This is a genomic window from Kitasatospora sp. SUK 42 (assembly GCF_015776785.2).
In the GTDB taxonomy this organism is placed as follows: Bacteria; Actinomycetota; Actinomycetes; order Streptomycetales; family Streptomycetaceae; genus Kitasatospora.
The window spans coordinates 544,001-563,193 of record NZ_LFMD02000002.1 but is presented as its reverse complement, the minus strand read 5'-3'; the positions used below and the strand labels follow the sequence as shown (position 1 = coordinate 563,193).

Genomic DNA, 19,193 nt, shown 5'->3' with positions numbered 1-19,193 from the left:
CGGAGCACGCACTGCGCGCCGCTCCGGATCGGGTCCCGACGGAGCGATGTGCCGGGCGAGGGGGTGCGGCTAGCATGACCGGGGTAGCGGTGGGCAGTACGCGGGTGCCTTCACCGGGCGGCAGGCAGGCGACAGGAGGGCGAGCCCCGATGCAGAAGGCCAAGATCCTCCTGGTCGACGACCGGCCGGAGAACCTCCTGGCGCTGGAGGCGATCCTCTCCGCCCTGGACCAGACGCTGGTGCGCGCCGCCTCCGGTGAGGAGGCGCTCAAGGCGCTGCTGACCGACGACTTCGCGGTGATCCTGCTGGACGTCCAGATGCCCGGGATGGACGGTTTCGAGACCGCCGCCCACATCAAGCGCCGCGAGCGCACCCGGGACATCCCGATCATCTTCCTGACCGCGATCAACCACGGTCCGCACCACACCTTCCGCGGCTACGCGGCCGGCGCGGTGGACTACATCTCCAAGCCCTTCGATCCGTGGGTGCTGCGCGCCAAGGTCTCCGTCTTCGTCGACCTGTACGTGAAGAACTGCCAGCTGAAGGAGCAGGCCGCGCTGCTGCGGCTGCAGCTGGAGGAGGGCGGCGGCGAGCCGGCCCTCGGCGGGGCGCTGCTGGGCGAGCTGTCCGCGCGGCTGGCGGCGGTCGAGGAGCAGGCGGAGGCGCTGGGCAAGCAGCTGGACGGGGGCGAGGACGCCGGGGTGGCCGCCACCGCGGCCCATCTGGAGCGCAAGCTGGCCGGTCTGCGCCGGGCCCTGGACGCGATGCGCCCGGGCAGTGCCTGAGGCGTGCTCGTTCCCCCGTCCGGGTGGTTTCGTGGTGCGGCCGGGTGAAACCCGGTCAGCGTGACGGTGTGTCTGCGACACGACCGGCCCTCGGGGTGGAGCACATGTGCACCGGTGGTCCGCACCGGTAGGCTGCTGACCCATGGCCACTCGTACGCCCGGAAACGCAGCACGTAAGTCGAGTCCGGGACCGTCCAAGAAGGCTGCGGCGAAGGCCCCGGGCAAGCCGCCCGCGAAGAAGGCGGCGGCCCGCAGGGCTCCCGCGAAGAAGACGGCGGCCAAGTCCGCCGCGCCGCCACCGCCGCCGCCGTCCAGGTCGTTGCTGATGGGCGCCCTGAACGCGATCGCGAGCCCGATCGCCGCGATCTTCCGCGGCTTCGGCGACGGCGCCAAGAACCTCCACCCGGCCCACCGCAAGGACGGGCTGGGCCTGCTGCTGTTCGCGCTCGCGCTGGTGGTCGCCGCCGGCACCTGGTTCAGCCCGCAGGGCTGGCTGGGCGAGGCGGCCACCGCCGTGGTGTCCGGGCTGTTCGGGCGGCTCGACGTGCTGGTGCCGTTCCTGCTGGCCGGGATGGCGATCCGGCTCTGGCGCCACCCGGAGCTGCCGGAGGCCAACGGCCGGATCATGATCGGGCTGACCGCGCTGCTGGTCGGCGTCCTCGGCCTGGTCCACATCGGCTGCGGCGCGCCCATGATGGGCAGCGGCGCCTCCCGGATAAGGACGGCCGGCGGGATCATCGGTTGGGCCGTGTCCACCCCGATGATGGCCGCCGCCGGACCGGCGCTGGCCGTACCGCTGCTCCTGCTGCTGGCCTTCTTCGGCCTGCTGGTGGTCACCGCCACCCCGGTCAACCGCATCCCCGAGCGGCTGCGGGCGATCGGCATACGGCTCGGCGTGGTCGAGCCCGGGCCCGAGGACGAGCTGTGGGGGCGCACGCCGGAGCGCGAGCTGTCCACCGACCCGCCCGAGGACGCCGACCCCGACGCGCTGCCCTTCACCGTCGACAACGAGGACGAGGATCCGGGCGACGAGGTGGCCGCCCGCCGGCGCCGCCGCCGGCGCAAGCAGGCCGTCGACGACGAGGAGCAGCCGGAGGCCGTCCGGGTCTCCCTCGACAAGGAGCAGCTGGACCCGTACGCCACCCGCGACCTCGCCGCCGGCGCGGCCGCCGACCTGGACGGCGCGCTGGTCTACGGCGTGCCCGCCTCCTCGGCGGTGGCGGACATGATGCACCAGGTGAAGGACCTCACCGCCCCGCCGGAGGAGCCCGCCGTCCCGGCCGCCCGCAACGGCGGCCCGGCGGCGCCCGCCGAGCACGGCCCGGCGCCGGTGCGGATGGAGCAGCTCCAGCTCGGCGAGGGCGTCACCTACGCGCTGCCCTCGCTCGACCTGCTGGAGCGCGGCGGCCCGGCCAAGGCCCGCAGCGCCCTCAACGACGAGGTGGTGGCCCAGCTCACCAGCACCTTCGCCGAGTTCAAGGTGGACGCCAAGGTCACCGGCTTCACCCGCGGCCCGACGGTCACCCGCTACGAGGTCGAGCTCGGCCCGGCCGTCAAGGTGGAGCGGATCACCGCGCTCGCCAAGAACATCGCGTACGCGGTGGCCAGTCCGGACGTGCGGATCATCAGCCCGATCCCGGGCAAGTCCGCGGTCGGCATCGAGATCCCCAACCGGGACCGCGAGATGGTCAACCTCGGCGACCTGCTGCGCTCGCGCACGGCCGCCGAGGACACCCACCCGATGGTCGTCGGCATGGGCAAGGACGTCGAGGGCCACACCGTGATGGCCAACCTCGCCAAGATGCCGCACATCCTGGTGGCCGGTGCGACCGGTGCCGGCAAGTCGTCCTGCATCAACTGCCTGATCACCTCGATCCTCGCCCGGGCCACGCCGGACGAGGTGCGGATGGTGCTGGTCGACCCCAAGCGGGTCGAGCTGACCGCGTACGAGGGCATCCCGCACCTGATCACGCCGATCATCACCAACCCCAAGAAGGCCGCCGAGGCCCTCCAGTGGGTGGTGCGCGAGATGGACATGCGCTACGACGACCTCGCGGCGTTCGGCTTCCGGCACGTGGACGACTTCAACGCGGCGGTGAAGGCCGGCAAGGTCACCCCGCCGCTGGGCAGCGAGCGGGAGCTCAGGCCGTACCCGTACCTGCTGGTGATCGTCGACGAGCTGGCCGACCTGATGATGGTCGCGCCGCGCGACGTCGAGGACTCGGTCGTCCGGATCACCCAGCTGGCCCGTGCGGCCGGCATCCACCTGGTGCTCGCCACCCAGCGGCCCTCGGTGGACGTGGTCACCGGTCTGATCAAGGCCAACGTGCCGTCCCGGCTGGCCTTCGCGACCTCCGCGATGGCCGACTCCCGGGTCATCCTCGACCAGCCCGGCGCGGAGAAGCTGATCGGCAAGGGCGACGCGCTCTTCCTGCCGATGGGCGCGAGCAAGCCGATCCGCATGCAGGGCGCGTTCGTCACCGAGGCGGAGATCGCCAGGGTGGTGCAGCACTGCAAGGACCAGCTGAGCGCCGTCTACCGGGACGACGTGATGGCCGGGGCCGGACCGAAGAAGGAGATCGACGAGGAGATCGGCGACGACCTGGACCTGCTGATCCAGGCGGCCGAGCTGGTGGTCTCCACCCAGTTCGGCTCGACCTCGATGCTCCAGCGCAAGCTCCGGGTCGGGTTCGCCAAGGCGGGCCGGCTGATGGACCTGATGGAGTCGCGGGGGATCGTCGGCCCGAGCGAGGGGTCCAAGGCCCGCGACGTCCTGGTCAAGCCGGACGAGCTGGACGGCGTACTGGTCACCCTGCGGGGCTGATGTGTTGCCCCGTAGGGCTGATGGGCCGTGTCCTCCCGAGGCGTTCACTCGTTCGGAGGAGGGTAGGCGCCTTGCCGGGAACCGAACACCCGTGCAGCGCGTCACAGGCCGGAAAGCGCACTCCGGGTTCCCCCGCGCCTCCTCGCTGACGATCGGTCAGCGGGGACCGGTCCCCGGTCGGATCGGGCGCGCGCATTCGGCCCGTTCCGCTTGAGAAACGATCCGCCTCCGCCCCTAGACTGTTCTCCAGCAGGTGGCCATCCGCTCGAAAGGCGTGCCCCGTGACCATCGGCAAGTCCTCCGACCGCGAGAACGCCCCGTCGTCCGCCGAGCCGACCGACGACGCGGTGCAGGCGGCCGATGCCCCGAGCATCGGCCGGGTGCTGTCCGCCGCCCGGATCGAGGCGGGACTCACGGTGGACCAGGTGAGTACCGCCACCCGGGTGCGGGTGCCGATCGTCCATGCCATCGAGGAGGACGACTTCGACCGCTGCGGCGGTGACTTCTACGCCCGCGGGAACATCCGCCTGATCGCCCGCACGGTCGGCGTGGACGGCGAGGCGCTGATCGCCCGGTACGACGCCGCGCACGGCGGTCCGCCCGCCTCCAAGCGCCCGGCCACCCAGCTGATCGACAGCGGCCCGATCAAGGTGCCCGGCCGCGGCCGTCCGAACTGGGCGGCGGCCATGGTCGCCGCGATCATCGCGGTGGTCGCGCTGATCGGCTTCAATCTGATGAGCGGCAAGGACGGCCACGGCACCACCGGCTCCGCCAGCGCGCCGCTGCCCAGCGGCTCCGGCACCGGTTCCGTCGCCCCGGTCACGCCGACCGTCCAGCCGCCGGCCCCCGTGCCGAGCGCCGCGGCGATCGCCGCCGTCCCGGCCGACAAGGTCACCGTGAAGCTGGTCGCCCAGGGCACCAGCTGGGTCTCCGCGATGGACGGCAACGGCAAGTCGCTGTTCCAGAACAACATCAGCGACGGCCAGGACCAGACCTTCACCGACCCCAAGCAGATCAAGCTGGTGCTCGGCAACGGCGGGGCCGTGCACGCGTACGTCAACGGCAAGGACCTCGGTCTCCTGGGCAAGGACGGCCAAGTGGTGCACGTCACGTACACCCCCGGAGACCCGCAGGCTGGCTGACCGGACGGCCCGCGGGCACCGGCGAAGATCGGCTAATCCGAGGCGCGCGGCCTCCGGGGCGAACGGCACCGGAAGCCGCGCGTTAATCTTGGGCCTATGCCTGAACGCCGTACTGTCGCCCTTGTCACGCTCGGATGCGCCCGCAACGAGGTGGACTCCGAGGAACTCGCCGGGCGACTGGAAGCCGACGGCTGGTTGCTCGTCGACGACGCCGCCGAAGCGGACGTCGCCGTCGTCAACACCTGCGGCTTCGTCGAGGCCGCCAAGAAGGACTCCGTGGACGCCCTGCTGGAGGCCAACGACCTGAAGGGGCACGGCCGCACCCAGGCCGTCGTCGCGGTCGGCTGCATGGCCGAGCGGTACGGCAAGGAGCTCGCCGACGCGCTGCCCGAGGCGGACGGAGTCCTCGGCTTCGACGACTACTCGGACATCTCCGACCGCCTCCAGACCATCCTCTCCGGCGGCCACCACGCCCCGCACATCCCGCGCGACCGCCGCAAGCTGCTGCCGATCAGCCCGGCCGAGCGGCAGTCCGCCGCCGAGGCCGTCGCGCTGCCCGGCCACGGCGCCGAGGCCGCCGCCGAGCCGATCACCGACCTGCCCGAGGGCCTCGCCCCGGCCTCCGGCCCGCGCACCCTGCGCAAGCGGCTGGACGACAGCCCGGTCGCCTCGGTCAAGCTCGCCTCCGGCTGCGACCGCCGCTGCTCCTTCTGCGCCATCCCGGCCTTCCGCGGTTCCTTCATCTCCCGCCGCCCCTCCGACGTGCTGCACGAGGCCCAGTGGCTGGCCGGGCAGGGCGTCCGCGAGGTCGTCCTGGTCAGCGAGAACAACACCTCGTACGGCAAGGACCTCGGCGACATCCGGCTGCTGGAGACGCTGCTCGGCGAGATCTCCGCGATCGAGGGCGTCGAGCGGGTGCGGGTCTCCTACCTCCAGCCGGCCGAGATGCGCCCGGGCCTGATCGACGCGATGACCGGGACCGCCGACGTGGTGCCCTACTTCGACCTGTCCTTCCAGCACTCGGCGCCCGCCGTGCTGCGCCGGATGCGCCGCTTCGGCTCCACCGACCAGTTCCTGGAGCTGCTGGGGACCATCCGCGACAAGGCCCCGCAGGCCGGCGCCCGGTCCAACTTCATCGTCGGCTTCCCCGGTGAGACCGAGGAGGACTTCGCCGAGCTGGAGCGCTTCGTCACGCACGCCGGGCTGGACGCGATCGGCGTCTTCGGCTACTCCGACGAGGAGGGCACCGAGGCCGCGACCTACGAGGGCAAGCTGCCCGAGGACGTCGTCGCCGAGCGGCTGAGCCGGCTGAGCCGACTGGCCGAGGAGATGACCGCCCAGCGGGCCGAGCAGCGGATCGGCACCGAGGTCGAGGTGCTGATCGAGTCGATCGAGGACGACGTGGTCGAGGGCCGCTCCGCCCACCAGGCCCCCGAGACCGACGGCCTGACCACCCTGACCGGGGTCGAGCAGCCCGAGGTCGGGCAGTTCTGGCGGGCCCGCGTGGTGGCCAGCGAGGGCGTGGACCTGGTCGCCGAGGCGCTGGAGCAGGTACGGGTCCGTCAGGCCCCGGGAGCCGGGGAATGACCAAGGGGCCCGGCGCCCCGATCGCGGCCCAGCCGGGCAGACCGGCGGCCGCCGTGCCGCCGGCTCCGGACGTCTGGAACATCGCCAACGTGCTCACGATGGTCCGGTTGCTGCTGGTGCCGGTCTTCGTGGCGCTGCTGTTCGCCGACGGCGGCCACAACCCCAAGTGGCGCTCGGTCGCCTGGGCCTCGTTCGCGATCGCGATGATCACCGACCTGTTCGACGGTGAACTCGCCCGCCGCAAGGGCCTGGTCACCGACTTCGGGAAGATCGCCGACCCGATCGCCGACAAGGCCATCATGGGCTCGGCGCTGATCGGCCTCTCGGTGCTCGGCGACCTGCCCTGGTGGGTCACCGTGGTGATCCTGGCCCGCGAGCTCGGCATCACCCTGATGCGCTTCTGGGTGATCCGCTACGGGGTCATCCCGGCCAGCCGCGGCGGCAAGATCAAGACGCTGACCCAGGGCATCGCGGTCGGCATGTACGTGCTGGACCTGACCGGCTGGCTGGCCACCGGGCGGGCGGTCCTGATGGGGCTGGCGGTGCTGCTGACCGTCGGCACCGCGCTGGACTACGTCGGACAGGCGCTGCGACTGCGCCGCGAGGGCATGGCCGCGGAGCGCGCGGACCGGTGAGCGACGGGGGAGACCGGGTGGCGGAGCACGACTACCGGCTGGCCGAGCGGGCGCACGCCGCGCTGCGGGACGCGGGCGGCACGCTGGCCGTCGCCGAGTCGCTCACCGGCGGGCTGCTGGCCGCCGCCCTGGTGGACGTCCCCGGGGCGTCCGCGACCTTCCGCGGCTCGGTCACCGCGTACGCGACCGAGCTCAAGGCCTCGGTGCTCGGCGTGGACGAGGGACTGCTGGCCGTGTACGGCCCGGTCCACCCGGTGGTCGCCCGGCAGATGGCCGAGGGCGTGCGCGGGCTGCTGGGGGCCACGTACGGACTCGCGACGACCGGGGTGGCCGGTCCGGAGCCGCAGGACGGGCAGTCGGTGGGCACCGTACACCTGGCGGTGGCCGGCCCGGGGGGAACTCTGGTCAGTTCGCCCCGGCTGTCGGGAGGGCGTGCCACAATCCGTCACGGGGCGGTGACAGCCGCACTGGAACTGCTCGTCGACCGGCTCAAGGGCTAGGCTCGACGGATCCCGATCGAGCACCGGGATCCGCCGGACCGGCACCCGGGTATGGCACAGCTGGAGGATCGTGTTACATCCAACGGCCTGGTTGGGCAGAAACCAGGTGGCGAACGAGTTGCGCCAGGGTGGCCGGGTGGGCCGCGGCGGGTACCACGAGGGGCCCGCAGAACCGGGTGCGACACCGGAACAGGGAGGGGGACGGCCTTGCAGCCCAGAGTGAACACGACCAGGGTCCCCGCACGCGAAGCGGGCAAGGCGGTACGGTGGGGGCGTGACATCTCGATCCGCAGTCCGAGGAGGGAGGCACCGATGATCCTGCTCCGTCGCCTACTGGGCGATGTACTGCGTCGGCAGCGCCAGCGCCAGGGCCGCACACTCCGCGAGGTGTCGGCGGCCGCCAGGGTTTCGCTCGGGTACCTCTCCGAGGTCGAGCGGGGACAGAAGGAGGCCTCCTCGGAGCTGCTCTCCGCCATCTGCGACGCACTCGACGTCCGGATGTCCGAGGTCATGCGCGAGGTCAGCGACGAACTGTCGCTCGCCGAACTTGCGGCGATGGCCACCCTCTCCGAAGGTGATCTGCTGAGGCCGGTACTCGAACCGGTTCCGCTGCCCGCCCCCGGCGCCGACCGGGCGAACATGTCGCCCAAGGCCGCCGCGATGGACGTGGTCGCCGCCTGATCCCGGCCTCGACTCCCGGGCGCCCGACGCCCGGGGTGAGCGAAGGAGGGCGGTCGTGCGGAGAATCGCGACGGTGCGCACGGTGGCCCGAATACGGCTGCGGGCGCGGCGGTTGCTGCCGTGGCGGGCCTGGTGGGCCCTGCTGGTCCTCGCGGCCGGGCTCTGCTGCTGGTTGCCGGCGGTGCGCGGTCAGCTGGGCGACGGCGCGGTGCTCGGGTTGCTGGCGGCCGGCGGCTGGGGGCTCGGTCTCATCCCGGTCCACGCCGACCGGAACGCGACCGGGCCGGTGCGGCGTCGGAGCCGGCCCGTGGAGGCCGTGGGCCGGGCGGAGGCGCAGCCGCCACCGATCGGGTGAATCGATGTGGCCGGAGGCCGCGGGGTCGTTGACCTCGCGGCCTCCGGCGTTCCCGGGCAGCTCCCAGTGGCCCTCACCGGCTCACGGCCGCAGGCGAAGGCCGCGCGGGGTCGCGTGGAAGCCGGCCTCCTCCAGGGTGCGGCCGAGCTCCGAACCCAGGGCGGGCTCGCCGTTGGCCCGCTCGACCGTCACGCTGCCGAGCGCGCCCGCCCGGACGGCCTCGGCGAGCGCCCCGGCGGCCAGCGCCCGGGTGGCCGCGTCCTCCGGCCAGGCCAGCAGGGACTTGCCGCCCCGCTCCACGTACAGCGCCAGCTCGCCGTCCACCAGGACCACCAGGGCGCCCGCCTTGCGGCCCGGCCGGTGGGCCCTGGACTCCTTGGCGCCCGGGGTGGTGGGCGGCTCGGGCCAGGGCAGGGCGGCACCGTAGGCGTTCGCCGGATCGGCGGCGGCCAGCACCAGTAGTTGCGGCGGCTCGGCGGCCGGGGCGGCCGGCCACTCGGTGCCGCGGGCCCGCTCCAGCCTGCCGTTGACCGAGCGCAGCCGGTCGGCCGCGCCCTCCATGGCGAACTGGGCGCCGCCCAGGCCCTCGACGAAGTAGCCCCGGCGGGCCCGGCCGCGCTCCTCCATCGCGGCGAGCACCCGGTAGACCCCGGCGAAGCCGCCGGGGACCCGTTCGGCCGCCACCGTGCCCCGGGTGAGCAGGCCGTGCCGGTCCAGCAGGCTCTGCGCCTGGGCGGTGGCCCGTACCGTCGGGTCGGCGGCGAAGGCGGGCAGCAGCGACCAGCGCCCGGCCACCGTCGGCGGGCCGCTGCGCAGCGCGCCGCCGGGCCGGCCGAAGGGGCGGCCGGCGCCGCCGTAGCGGCCCCGTGGGGTGGCCCGGGGCGCGCGGTGGGCGGTGGCGCCCGCGGTGCGGCCGGAGCCGAGCAGGGCGCGCAGCGGAGCGAGGGTGTCGTTGGTGACGTACCCGGCCCAGACCAGGTCCCAGAGCGCCTCGACGACCTCCGGCTCGGGGGTCTCCTCCGGCAACTGCTGGACGAGTTGGCGGAAGAACAGGCCGTAGCCGCCGGCCAGTGCCTGCATCAGGGCGGTGTGCACCGGGGTGAGTGCGGGCGGGACGGGCTCGGGGCGCAGCAGGTGGGCGTTCTCGGTCAGGTGCAGGCTGAGCCAGCCGTCCTTGCCGGGCAGCGCGCCCGCGCCGCACCAGCCGATCTCGCCGGCGGCCGTCAACTCGTCCAGCAGGCCGGGGGAGTAGTCGGCGAGCCGGGCCGGGAGGATCAGCTTCTCCAGGGCCGAGGCGGGCAGGGCGGTGCCCTGGAGCTGCTCGACCACCCGCAGCAGGCCGTCCGGGCCGCGCAGCCGGTGGCCGGCCAGGTGCTGCCACTGCGGGAGGAAGGCGGCCAGGGCGCGCGGGGGGACGGGCTCGACCTCCTGGCGCAGCGCGGCCAGCGAGCGGCGGCGCAGCCGGCGCAGCACCTCGGCGTCGCACCATTCGGGGGCGGCGTGGTCGGGAGGGGCGGCGCGAAGCGCTTCCGGCGAAGGGTGGTGGCGGGCGACGGGTGGGGTGAACTGGCCCTGCACCAGGCGGCCGGCGGCGGTGAGGCGGTGCAGGGTGCCGGTGACCACGGCGGTGCCCAGCCCGTAGCGGGCGCCGGCCTCGGCGGCGGTGAACGGGCCGTGGGTGCGGGCGTGCCGGGCGAGCAGGTCGCCCAGCGGGTCCTTGACCGGTTCGGTGAAGGCCTCGGGGACGCCGACCGGCAGCGGGGTGCCGAGCGCGTCGCGCAGCCGCCCGGCGTCCTCGATCGCGGCCCAGCGCTGCTCGCCCGCGATCCTGACCTGGATCACCCGGCGGGCGGCCTCCAGCTCCAGGGCCCAGAGCGGCTCGGCGCCGCGGGCGGTCAACTCGGCCTCGGTGAGCGGGCCGAGCAGGCGCAGCGCGTCGGCGACGCCCTCGGCGTCCCTGATCCGGCGCTCGGGGGTGAGGCGTTGGAGCTCGGCCTCCAGGTCGGTGAGCACCTGAGGGTCGAGCAGTTCGCTCAACTCGGCCTGCCCGAGGAGCTCGGAGAGCAGCCGGGAGTCGAGCGAGAGCGCGGCGGCCCGGCGCTCGGCGAGCGGGGAGTCGCCCTCGTAGAGGAACTGGGCGACGTAGCCGAAGAGCAGCGAGCGGGCGAAGGGGGAGGGCTCGGGGGTGGTGACCTCGACCAGGCGGACGGCGCGGGATTCGAGGTCGCCCATCAGCTCGACCAGGCCGGGGACGTCGAAGACGTCCTGCAGGCACTCGCGGACGGCCTCCAGGACGATCGGGAACGAGCCGTACTCGGAGGCGACTTCGAGGAGCTGGGCGGCGCGCTGGCGCTGCTGCCAGAGCGGGGTGCGGCGGCCGGGGCTGCGGCGGGGGAGCAGCAGGGCGCGGCCGGCGCACTCGCGGAAGCGGGAGGCGAACAGGGCGGAGCCGCCGACCTGGTCGGTGACCAGCTGTTCGATCTCGCCCGGGTCGAACAGCGTGGCGTCGGCGCCGACCGGGGCCTCGTCCGGAGCCGAACCGGCGGGATCGGAGGGGCCGCCGAAGCCGGAGGGGCTGCCGAAGTCGAAGTCGGGGGCGAGGAGGTCCGCGTCGGGCAGGCGCAGCACGATGCCGTCGTCGGCGTGCATGACCTGCGGGTCCAGGCCGTGCTTCTCGCGCAGCCGGGCGCCGAGGGCGAGCGCCCAGGGGGCGTGCACCTGGGCGCCGAAGGGCGAGTGGATGACGATCCGCCAGTCGCCCAGTTCGTCCCGGAAGCGCTCGACCACGATGGTGCGGTCGTCCGGGAGGTGCCCGCAGGCGGCGCGCTGCTGGGCGAGGTAGTCGAGCAGGTTGGCGGCGGCCCAGTCGTCCAGGCCGGCCTGCTTGAGGCGCTCGGTGGCGGCGTCGGGGCGCATGCCGCCCAGCTCGCGGGTGAACGCGCCCAGGGCGCGGCCGAGTTCGAGCGGGCGGCCGAGGGTGTCGCCCTTCCAGAACGGCAGCCGGCCGGGGACGCCGGGGGCGGGGGTGACCAGCACCTTGTCGTGGGTGATCTCCTCGATCCGCCAGGAGGTGGTGCCGAGGGTGAACACGTCGCCGACGCGGGACTCGTAGACCATCTCCTCGTCGAGCTCGCCCACCCGTCGCCCACCACCGCCCTTCTTGCCGGTCGTCGAATCGGACTCGGTGCTGCCGGCGATGAAGACGCCGAACAGGCCGCGGTCGGGGATGGTGCCGCCGGAGGTGACGGCCAGGCGCTGGGCGCCGGGGCGGCCGGTGACCGTGCCGGCCACCCGGTCCCAGACCACCCGGGGGCGCAACTCGGCGAAGGCGTCCGAGGGGTAGCGGCCGGCCAGCATGTCGAGCACGGCGTCGAAGGCGGACTGCGGGAGGGTGGCGAAGGGCGCGGCGCGGCGGACCACGGCGATCAGGTCGTCCACCGGCCAGTCGTCCAGGGCGGTCATCGCGACCAGCTGCTGGGCGAGCACGTCCAGCGGGTTGCGCGGGATGCGCAGCGCCTCGATCCGGCCGGCCCGCATCCGCTCGGTGACCACGGCGGACTGCACGAGGTCGCCCCGGTACTTGGGGAAGAAGATGCCGGTGGAGACGGCGCCGACCTGGTGCCCGGCCCGGCCGACCCGCTGCAGTCCGGAGGCGACCGAGGGCGGGGACTCGACCTGGACGACGAGCTCCACCGCGCCCATGTCGATGCCCAGCTCCAGGCTGGAGGTGGCGACCACGGCGGGCAGCCGGCCGGCCTTCAACTCCTCCTCGACGAGGGAGCGCTGCTCCTTGGAGACGGAGCCGTGGTGGGCCCGGGCGATCACCGGGGGCGCGCCCTTGGCCGCGCCCGAGCCGCCCATCAGCTCGGCCGGGGCGTGCGCCTCGGGGACGGCGGCGCCGGTGGCGCGCTCGAAGGCGATCTCGTTCAGCCGGTTGCACAGGCGCTCGGCCAGCCGGCGGGAGTTGGCGAAGACGATGGTCGAGCGGTGCGCCTCGACCAGGTCGACGATCCGTTCCTCGACGTGCGGCCAGATCGACGCTTGGCGCTGCGGGTCGCTGCCGGCGGAGCCGCCGGCGGCAGGGGCGGCGGGCAGGTCGTCCAGGTCGGGGACGGGGACGACCACCGAGAGGTCGAACTCCTTGGCGGCGGCGGGCTGGACGACGACGGCGCCGCGCTGCGGGCTGAGGAAGCGTGCCACCTCCTCGACCGGGCGGACGGTCGCGGACAGGCCGATCCGGCGGGCCGGGCGGTCCAGCAGTTCGTCCAGCCGCTCCAGGCTGAGCGCGAGGTGGGCGCCGCGCTTGGTGCCGGCGACGGCGTGCACCTCGTCCAGGATCACCGTGTCCACGCCGCGCAGCGCCTCCCGGGAGGCGGAGGTGAGCAGCAGGAAGAGCGACTCGGGGGTGGTGATCAGGATGTCCGGCGGGTGGGTGGCGAAGCGGCGGCGGTCGGCGGCGGGGGTGTCGCCGGAGCGGATGGCGACCTGGACCTCGGGCTCGGGCAGGCCGAGCCGGACGGCGGCCTGGCGCAGGCCGGTCAGCGGGGCGCGGAGGTTCCGTTCGACGTCCACCGCGAGGGCCTTGAGCGGGGAGACGTAGAGCACCCGGCAGCGGCGCTTGGGTTCGGCCGGGGGCGGGGTGCTGCTGAGCCGGTCCAGGGCGGAGAGGAAGGCGGCGAGCGTCTTGCCGGAGCCGGTGGGGGCGACCACCAGGACGTCGGTCTCCCGGCCGATGGCGCGCCAGGCCTCGGCCTGGGCGGTGGTGGGGGCGGGGAAGGCACCCGTGAACCAGGCCCGGGTGGCCGGGGCGAATCCGGCCAGGGGGTCTTCGGCGGGCGGGGTGGGGTGCTGGGGCGCCATGCCCCCATGGTGCCGGGTGGGGCTGACAAGCGGGGGCGGGGCTGACGAGGGGTGTAACCGGGAGGGCGGGAATGACAGTCGGCTCATATGGTGAGGAAACGGATGCCTGATCAAGGCTGTACGACCGTGTGGCCGGCTGGACCGTGCACCGGACGGCCGTGCACCGGATGACCGTGCGACCGGATGACCGTGACCTCATCGGACCGACGAGCGGAGACCGTGGGATGGCGCAGCAGCACCAGTCCGGCAGTCCCGCCCGTACGGTCCGCCGCCGCGGGCTCCGCGGGCCCGCCCGGACGCTGCTCGCGATGCTGCTCACCGCCCTCGTGGCCGGCGGCGCCGTGCCGTACGTGTCGGGGCCCGGGCGGGCCTACCTCAGCTACCTGGTGCTGGCCGAGCAGGAGGACGCCGCGGGCACCGCCCGGGCCGAGGCGGCGAGCCTGGCGGCGGGCGGGCAGGTGGTGCAGGAGTACCCGCAGATCGGGGCGGTGCTGGCGTACGCGACCGGCGGTTTCGCGGACAGGGCCCGGGCCAGGCCGGGGATCGCCGCCGTGGGTGCGACCCGGACCGCTCCGGTGGTCGGGCCGCCGAGGGCGGTCGAGGGCGCCGGGGACTTCACGGCGGGGGCGGCGCGCACGAGCTCGGACGGGCGGAGCGGCGGGACCGTCACGGTGCCCGACCCCGCGGAGGGCGGGGCCTGGAACCTCGCCATGCTCGGCGCCGCCCCGGGGCCGGCCGGCGTCGTCGCCAGGAGCGTGCCGGGCGCGGAGGCGCTGCACCAGGTGCTGGTCGCGGTGCTGGACTCGGGCGTGGACGACACCCACCCGGACCTGCGGGCGGCCGTCGACCCGAAGGCCTCGGCCTCCTGCGCGGACGGCCGGCCGGACGCCCGGACCGGCTCCTGGCGGCCCGACCCCGGGGTGGGGGAGAGCGGTCACGGCACCCATGTCGCCGGGATCGTCGGCGCCGGCCGGGACGGACACGGCGTCACCGGGGTGGCGCCCGGCGTGCGGATCGCCGCCGTCCGGCTGCTCGGACCGCTGGGGCAGTACTACGTGGAGAACATCGTCTGCGGCATGCTCTGGGCGGCCGACCACGGGGCCAAGGCGATCAACAACAGCTACTTCGCCGACCCGTGGAAGTACAACTGCCCCGAGGACCGCGACCAGGCGGCGCTGATCGCCGCCGTCGGCCGGGCCACCGCGTACGCCCGGCGCAAGGGCGCGGTGGTGGTCGCCTCGGCCGGCAACGACGGGCAGGACCTCGGCGCCTCCCGGACCGACGAGCGCAGCCCCAACGACCGGGTCTCCGGACCGGCCCGCACCCGCTACCTGGGCACCGAGTGCGTCCGCCTCCCCGGCGAGCTGCCCGGGGTCGTCACCGTCACCGCCGTCAACCGGGACGGCCGTCCGTCCGCCTACTCCAACTACGGACGCGGGCGGGTGTCGCTGGCCGCTCCGGGCGGCGACCCGGACGGCGGGGTGCAGGGGGCGATCGTCTCCGACTGGCCCGGGGGGCAGTACGCGGCGCTGGCCGGGACCTCGATGGCGGCGGCGCACGTCACCGGGGCGGTCGCGGTGGCCGCGGCGCTCCACCCGGACCTCGGGTCGGACGGGCTCGCGGGGCTGCTGGCGGGTGCGGCGTCGGGGGCCTGTGCGTCGGGGGTGCGCGCGTGCGGGGACCGGCAGTACTTCGGTGCGGGGTTGCTGGTGGTGCCCCGCTGAGGGGGGCGGTTCGGCGTGGGGGCGGAGTGGGGCGAGGTCGAGTACGCGCTGACGGCCGGGGAGTGGCTGGCCGGGGGAGCCGGTGCGGGGTCCGGGATACTGGGGCCATGAGGCTGACCGAGTTCTGGCGACGGATGTACGCGCACTTCGGCGAGGCGTACGCGGAGTCCTTCGCGTCCGACCACGTGATGAGCGAGCTGGGCGGGCGGACGGTGCGCCAGGCGCTGGACGCGGGCTGGGAGGCCAAGGACGTCTGGCGGGTGGTCTGCGAGACCCAGGGGGTTTCCGCGCAACTGCGCTGAGCCCGTCCGGTGGATGGGCCAGACTGTTCGAGTGACAGACAGTACGGGACAGAAGAATACGAACAGCTCCGAACCGGAGAATTCGGACGGATCGGTGCGGATCGCCGACGACGGGCGCGGGAACGGCGGGGGGATGCCGCGCTGGCTGCCCCGGGCGATGGTGCTGTTCCTGGTGCTGGTGGGGCTGTTCCAGCTCGCGGACTGGGCCTTCCGGCAGTTGATCGACCTGTTCGTGATGCTGCTGGTGGCCTTCTTCCTGTCGCTGGCGCTGGAGCCGGCCGTGGACCGGATGGCGGCGCGCGGGGTGCGCCGCGGGGTGGGCACCTTCCTGGTGTTCGTCGCGGTCGGGGTGTCGGCGGTCGGCTTCCTCGCGGCGCTCGGGACCGTGCTGGTGGACCAGGTGGCGAAGATCGCCGGGGATCTGCCACACCTGGTCGACAATCTGATCAACTGGGTGAACCAGACCTTCCATCAGAACCTCTCGCTGGGCGAGCTGCAACAGCGGCTGCTCAAGGACTCCGGCACCATCGAGAGCTACGTCCAGCAGGCCGCCGACAACGTCTGGGGCGTCTCCTCCACCGTGATCGGCGGCCTCTTCCAGGCCTTCACGGTCGGGCTGTTCACCTTCTACTTCACCGCCGAGGGCCCGCGGGTCCGCCGGACGGTCTGCTCGATGCTGCCGCCCGCCAAGCAGGCCGAGGTGCTGCGGGCCTGGGAGATCGCGCTGGCCAAGACCGGCGGCTACCTGTACTCCCGGGCGCTGCTCGCGGTGGTGTCGGCGGCCGGGCACTGGGTGATGTTCGCGCTGCTCGACCTGCCGTACTCGGCGGCGCTGGCGGTCTGGGTCGGCGTCATGTCGCAGTTCGTGCCCACCATCGGGACGTACCTGGCCGGGGCGGTGCCGGTGCTGGTGGCGCTGACCGTGGACCCGGTGGACGCGCTCTGGGTGCTGGTCTTCGTGGTGGTCTACCAGCAGATCGAGAACTACCTGCTGCAGCCGAGGATCACCGCGCGCACGGTGGACGTGCACCCGGCGGTGGCCTTCGGGGCGGTGATCGCGGGCGCGGCGCTGCTCGGCGCGGTGGGTGCGCTGATCGCGATCCCGGCGGCGGCCACCCTGCAGGGCTTCGTCGGGACGTACGTGCGGCGCTACGAGGTGGCCACCGACCCGCGGATCGACCGGGGCGAGCAGCGCCGCGCCCGTCGTGAGCTGCGCCGGGAGGCGGCCCGGCGGCTGCGGCGGATGGTCGGCGGCGACGGTGCGCGGGAGCGGGAGCCGGAGGGGGACGACAGTCGTACGAACGTGTGACGCTTGAATCGAACAGATGTTCTTTGTACTCTCCGGCGAGGAGTTCTCCACAGGCTGAGCCCGGTGGGGCTCGTTTGTCAGTGGGACGCGCTAGCGTCGATGACGATGAAGCGCACAGCACAGAACCCGAGGGAAAAAGCCATGGCAGGTACGGATCGCGAGAAGGCCCTGGAGACCGCTCTCGCCCAGATCGAGCGACAGTTCGGCAAGGGCTCGGTGATGCGCCTCGGCGAGAAGGCCAACGAGCCGGTCGAGGTGATCTCCACCGGGTCGACCGCCCTGGACGTCGCCCTCGGGGTCGGCGGCATCCCGCGCGGCCGGGTGATCGAGATCTACGGCCCCGAGTCCTCCGGTAAGACCACCCTGACCTTGCACCTGGCGGCCAACGCCCAGAAGGCCGGAGGCACGGTCGCCTTCGTCGACGCGGAGCACGCGCTCGACCCGGAGTACGCCAAGAAGCTCGGCGTGGACACCGACGCCCTGCTGGTCAGCCAGCCGGACACCGGTGAGCAGGCCCTGGAGATCACCGACATGCTGATCCGCTCCGGCGCGATCGACCTGGTGATCATCGACTCGGTCGCCGCGCTCGTCCCGCGCGCCGAGATCGAGGGCGAGATGGGCGACTCGCACGTCGGCCTCCAGGCCCGACTGATGAGCCAGGCGCTGCGCAAGATCGCCGGTGCGCTGAACCAGTCGAACACCACCGCGATCTTCATCAACCAGCTGCGCGAGAAGATCGGTGTGATGTTCGGCTCGCCGGAGACCACGACCGGTGGCCGGGCGCTGAAGTTCTACGCCTCGGTCCGACTGGACATCCGCCGGATCGAGACCCTGAAGGACGGCACCGAGGCGGTCGGCAACCGCACCCGGGTCAAGGTCGTCAAGAACAAGGTCGCCGCGCCGTTCAAGCAGGCCGAGTTCGACATCCTCTACGGCATCGGCATCAGCCGCGAGGGCGGCCTGATCGACATGGGCGTCGAGCACGGCTTCATCCGCAAGTCCGGCGCCTGGTACACCTACGAGGGCGACCAGCTCGGCCAGGGCAAGGAGAACGCCCGCAACTTCCTGCGGGACAACCCGCAGCTCGCCGACGAGATCGAGCGGAAGATCAAGGGCAAGCTCGGCATCGGCCCGAAGACCGAGGAGCCGGCTGACGGCGAGGCGGACGCCGCCGCTGCCGACGGCGCGGCCAAGCCGATCACCGCGACCGCCACCAAGACGGCCGCGGCGAAGAAGACGGCGGCTGCCAAGGCCTGAGCCGTTGACGCAGCACGACAGGGTGGGCGGCGGCCCGGCGGGCCCCGAGGATGACGACTTCGGCCCGCCGGACTGGTTCGCCGCGGTCGCGGAGGAGCCCGCTCCCGGCCGGGAGCCGGAGCCTCGGGCGTCGGCGGCCGGGCCGCGGTCGCGGTCACGGGCCCGTGCGGGGCGACGGGAGCGCGCGTCCGCCTCGCAGTGGGCATCCGGCCCGGAGCCGGAGTCCGACGGGGCCCCGGTTCGGGCGGTGCGCGGTGCGGCGCCCGAACCGGCTCCGGAGCGGGAGCAGCCGGCGGAGGTCTCGGTCGAGGCGCTCGGGCTGGTCTCCGCCTCCGAGCTGCCCATCGGCCGCCGTCGGCGCCGCTCGGCGCTGGCGGCCGAGGAGTTCGACGCCGAGGAGTTCCACGCCGCCGCGGACGACACCGCGTCCATGGAGGGCGACCGACTCGGGGTCGACCGACTCGGGGCCGGCCGGCGCGGGGCCGAGACGGCCGGTCGCGGCGGGGCGGCCGCCTCGCGCCGCCGCCCCGCCGCCGGCGGCGCGCGCCGGAGCCGCCGGAGCGGGGGGCGCTCGACCGAGCGCCCGCCGGGCGAGGAGGCGTCGGGCGAGGAGTGCTCGGGCGAGTTCGAGAGCGCCGCCCGTACGTCCCGCGGGCGCGCCGAGGAGCAGACGGATCCGGAGACCCGCGCCCGGGACATCTGCCTGCGGCTGCTGACCGGTGCCGCCAAGACCCGCAAGCAGCTGGCCGACGCGCTGCGCAAGCGGGAGATCCCGGAGGACGTCGCCGACGAGGTGCTCACCCGGCTCGAAGAGGTCGGACTGATCGACGACGCGGCCTTCGCCGCGGCCTGGGTGGAGTCCCGGCACGCCGTCCGGGGCCTGTCCCGGCGGGCGCTGGCCCAGGAACTGCGCACCAAGGGTGTGGCCGCCGACCTGGTCGAGCAGGCCGTCGCCCAGCTCGACCACGACGACGAGGCGGAGGCGGCCCGGGCGCTGGTGGAGCGCAAGCTGCGCTCCACCCGGGGGCTGGACCCACAGGTCCGCACCCGGCGGCTGGTCGGCATGCTGGCCCGGCGCGGCTACTCCGAGGGCCTGGCCTTCCGGGTGGTGCGCGGCGCGCTGGAGGAGGAGGCCGACGAACCGGCGGGAACCGAGTGGGAGTAGTGGCAGTTCCGTACGCTTCTTGGTCCGGACCAGGGCGAGTCTTGACCCTCCCGTGACCCGGCCCTAG

At 74.0% G+C, this 19,193-nt stretch carries 14 protein-coding genes; 13 read left to right on the top strand and 1 reads right to left on the bottom strand.

What is annotated here, in order from left to right:
- Positions 1–149: 149 nt before the first annotated feature.
- From RZ50_RS02345 to RZ50_RS02310, 8 genes are all read left to right on the top strand, one after another.
- A complete protein-coding gene (locus tag RZ50_RS02345) occupies positions 150–785 on the top strand; it encodes a response regulator (protein WP_196952124.1) in 636 nt (211 codons plus the stop codon).
- 142 nt (positions 786–927) lie between these two features.
- A complete protein-coding gene (locus RZ50_RS02340) occupies positions 928–3,609 on the top strand; it encodes a DNA translocase FtsK (protein ID WP_196952123.1) in 2,682 nt (893 codons plus the stop codon).
- A 281-nt stretch (positions 3,610–3,890) separates the two neighbouring features.
- Positions 3,891–4,751 carry a helix-turn-helix domain-containing protein gene (locus RZ50_RS02335; protein WP_196952122.1) on the top strand — a complete coding sequence of 287 codons (861 nt, stop codon included), beginning with the start codon at positions 3,891–3,893 and terminating at the stop codon, positions 4,749–4,751.
- A 96-nt stretch (positions 4,752–4,847) separates the two neighbouring features.
- Positions 4,848–6,338: a 30S ribosomal protein S12 methylthiotransferase RimO gene (rimO, locus tag RZ50_RS02330; protein WP_196952121.1), complete on the top strand. Its 1,491-nt coding sequence runs from the start codon at positions 4,848–4,850 to the stop codon at positions 6,336–6,338.
- Positions 6,335–6,973, top strand: coding sequence for a CDP-diacylglycerol--glycerol-3-phosphate 3-phosphatidyltransferase (gene pgsA / locus RZ50_RS02325; protein WP_196952120.1), 639 nt, complete (start codon positions 6,335–6,337; stop codon positions 6,971–6,973). Before rimO ends, pgsA begins: the two co-directional genes overlap by 4 nt.
- A 38-nt stretch (positions 6,974–7,011) precedes the next feature.
- Positions 7,012–7,473 carry a CinA family protein gene (locus RZ50_RS02320; RefSeq protein ID WP_196952130.1) on the top strand — a complete coding sequence of 154 codons (462 nt, stop codon included), beginning with the start codon at positions 7,012–7,014 and terminating at the stop codon, positions 7,471–7,473.
- Positions 7,474–7,785: 312 nt separating this feature from the next.
- The gene (locus RZ50_RS02315; RefSeq protein WP_030290911.1) at positions 7,786–8,154 is read left to right on the top strand and encodes a helix-turn-helix domain-containing protein; all 369 of its coding nucleotides are present in this window, start codon (positions 7,786–7,788) and stop codon (positions 8,152–8,154) included.
- Positions 8,155–8,209: 55 nt separating this feature from the next.
- On the top strand, positions 8,210–8,509 hold the full coding sequence (locus RZ50_RS02310; RefSeq protein ID WP_196952119.1) for a hypothetical protein: 300 nt from the start codon (positions 8,210–8,212) through the stop codon (positions 8,507–8,509).
- Positions 8,510–8,590: 81 nt separating this feature from the next.
- Here RZ50_RS02310 and RZ50_RS02305 read toward each other — a convergent pair whose 3' ends face one another.
- Complete coding sequence (locus RZ50_RS02305; protein ID WP_196952118.1) at positions 8,591–13,369, bottom strand: DEAD/DEAH box helicase; 4,779 nt, start codon at positions 13,367–13,369, stop codon at positions 8,591–8,593.
- A gap of 224 nt (positions 13,370–13,593) precedes the next feature.
- On the opposite strand from RZ50_RS02305, the gene RZ50_RS02300 reads away from it, so the two are divergent.
- The 5 genes from RZ50_RS02300 (at position 13,594) to recX (ending at position 19,126) form a co-directional block, all read left to right on the top strand.
- On the top strand, positions 13,594–15,093 hold the full coding sequence (locus RZ50_RS02300; RefSeq protein WP_196952117.1) for a S8 family serine peptidase: 1,500 nt from the start codon (positions 13,594–13,596) through the stop codon (positions 15,091–15,093).
- Positions 15,094–15,200: 107 nt separating this feature from the next.
- Positions 15,201–15,395 carry a DUF3046 domain-containing protein gene (locus tag RZ50_RS02295; protein WP_196952116.1) on the top strand — a complete coding sequence of 65 codons (195 nt, stop codon included), beginning with the start codon at positions 15,201–15,203 and terminating at the stop codon, positions 15,393–15,395.
- Positions 15,396–15,528: 133 nt separating this feature from the next.
- Positions 15,529–16,704, top strand: a complete 1,176-nt coding sequence (locus RZ50_RS02290) for an AI-2E family transporter (protein ID WP_196952129.1) — start codon at positions 15,529–15,531, stop codon at positions 16,702–16,704.
- 141 nt (positions 16,705–16,845) lie between these two features.
- Positions 16,846–17,961 carry a recombinase RecA gene (recA, locus tag RZ50_RS02285; RefSeq protein ID WP_196952115.1) on the top strand — a complete coding sequence of 372 codons (1,116 nt, stop codon included), beginning with the start codon at positions 16,846–16,848 and terminating at the stop codon, positions 17,959–17,961.
- A 247-nt stretch (positions 17,962–18,208) separates the two neighbouring features.
- Positions 18,209–19,126 carry a recombination regulator RecX gene (gene recX / locus RZ50_RS02280; protein ID WP_308271223.1) on the top strand — a complete coding sequence of 306 codons (918 nt, stop codon included), beginning with the start codon at positions 18,209–18,211 and terminating at the stop codon, positions 19,124–19,126.
- Positions 19,127–19,193 lie beyond the last annotated feature (67 nt).

Coding starts and splice junctions, on each gene's coding strand:
- RZ50_RS02345 (WP_196952124.1), top strand. CDS start 150: ATGCAGAAGGCCAAGATCCTCCTGGTCGACGACCGGCCGGAGAACCTC.
- RZ50_RS02340 (WP_196952123.1), top strand. CDS start 928: ATGGCCACTCGTACGCCCGGAAACGCAGCACGTAAGTCGAGTCCGGGA.
- rimO (WP_196952121.1), top strand. CDS start 4,848: ATGCCTGAACGCCGTACTGTCGCCCTTGTCACGCTCGGATGCGCCCGC.
- pgsA (WP_196952120.1), top strand. CDS start 6,335: ATGACCAAGGGGCCCGGCGCCCCGATCGCGGCCCAGCCGGGCAGACCG.
- RZ50_RS02315 (WP_030290911.1), top strand. CDS start 7,786: ATGATCCTGCTCCGTCGCCTACTGGGCGATGTACTGCGTCGGCAGCGC.
- RZ50_RS02305 (WP_196952118.1), bottom strand. CDS start 13,369: ATGGCGCCCCAGCACCCCACCCCGCCCGCCGAAGACCCCCTGGCCGGA.
- RZ50_RS02300 (WP_196952117.1), top strand. CDS start 13,594: ATGGCGCAGCAGCACCAGTCCGGCAGTCCCGCCCGTACGGTCCGCCGC.
- RZ50_RS02295 (WP_196952116.1), top strand. CDS start 15,201: ATGAGGCTGACCGAGTTCTGGCGACGGATGTACGCGCACTTCGGCGAG.
- RZ50_RS02290 (WP_196952129.1), top strand. CDS start 15,529: ATGCCGCGCTGGCTGCCCCGGGCGATGGTGCTGTTCCTGGTGCTGGTG.
- recA (WP_196952115.1), top strand. CDS start 16,846: ATGGCAGGTACGGATCGCGAGAAGGCCCTGGAGACCGCTCTCGCCCAG.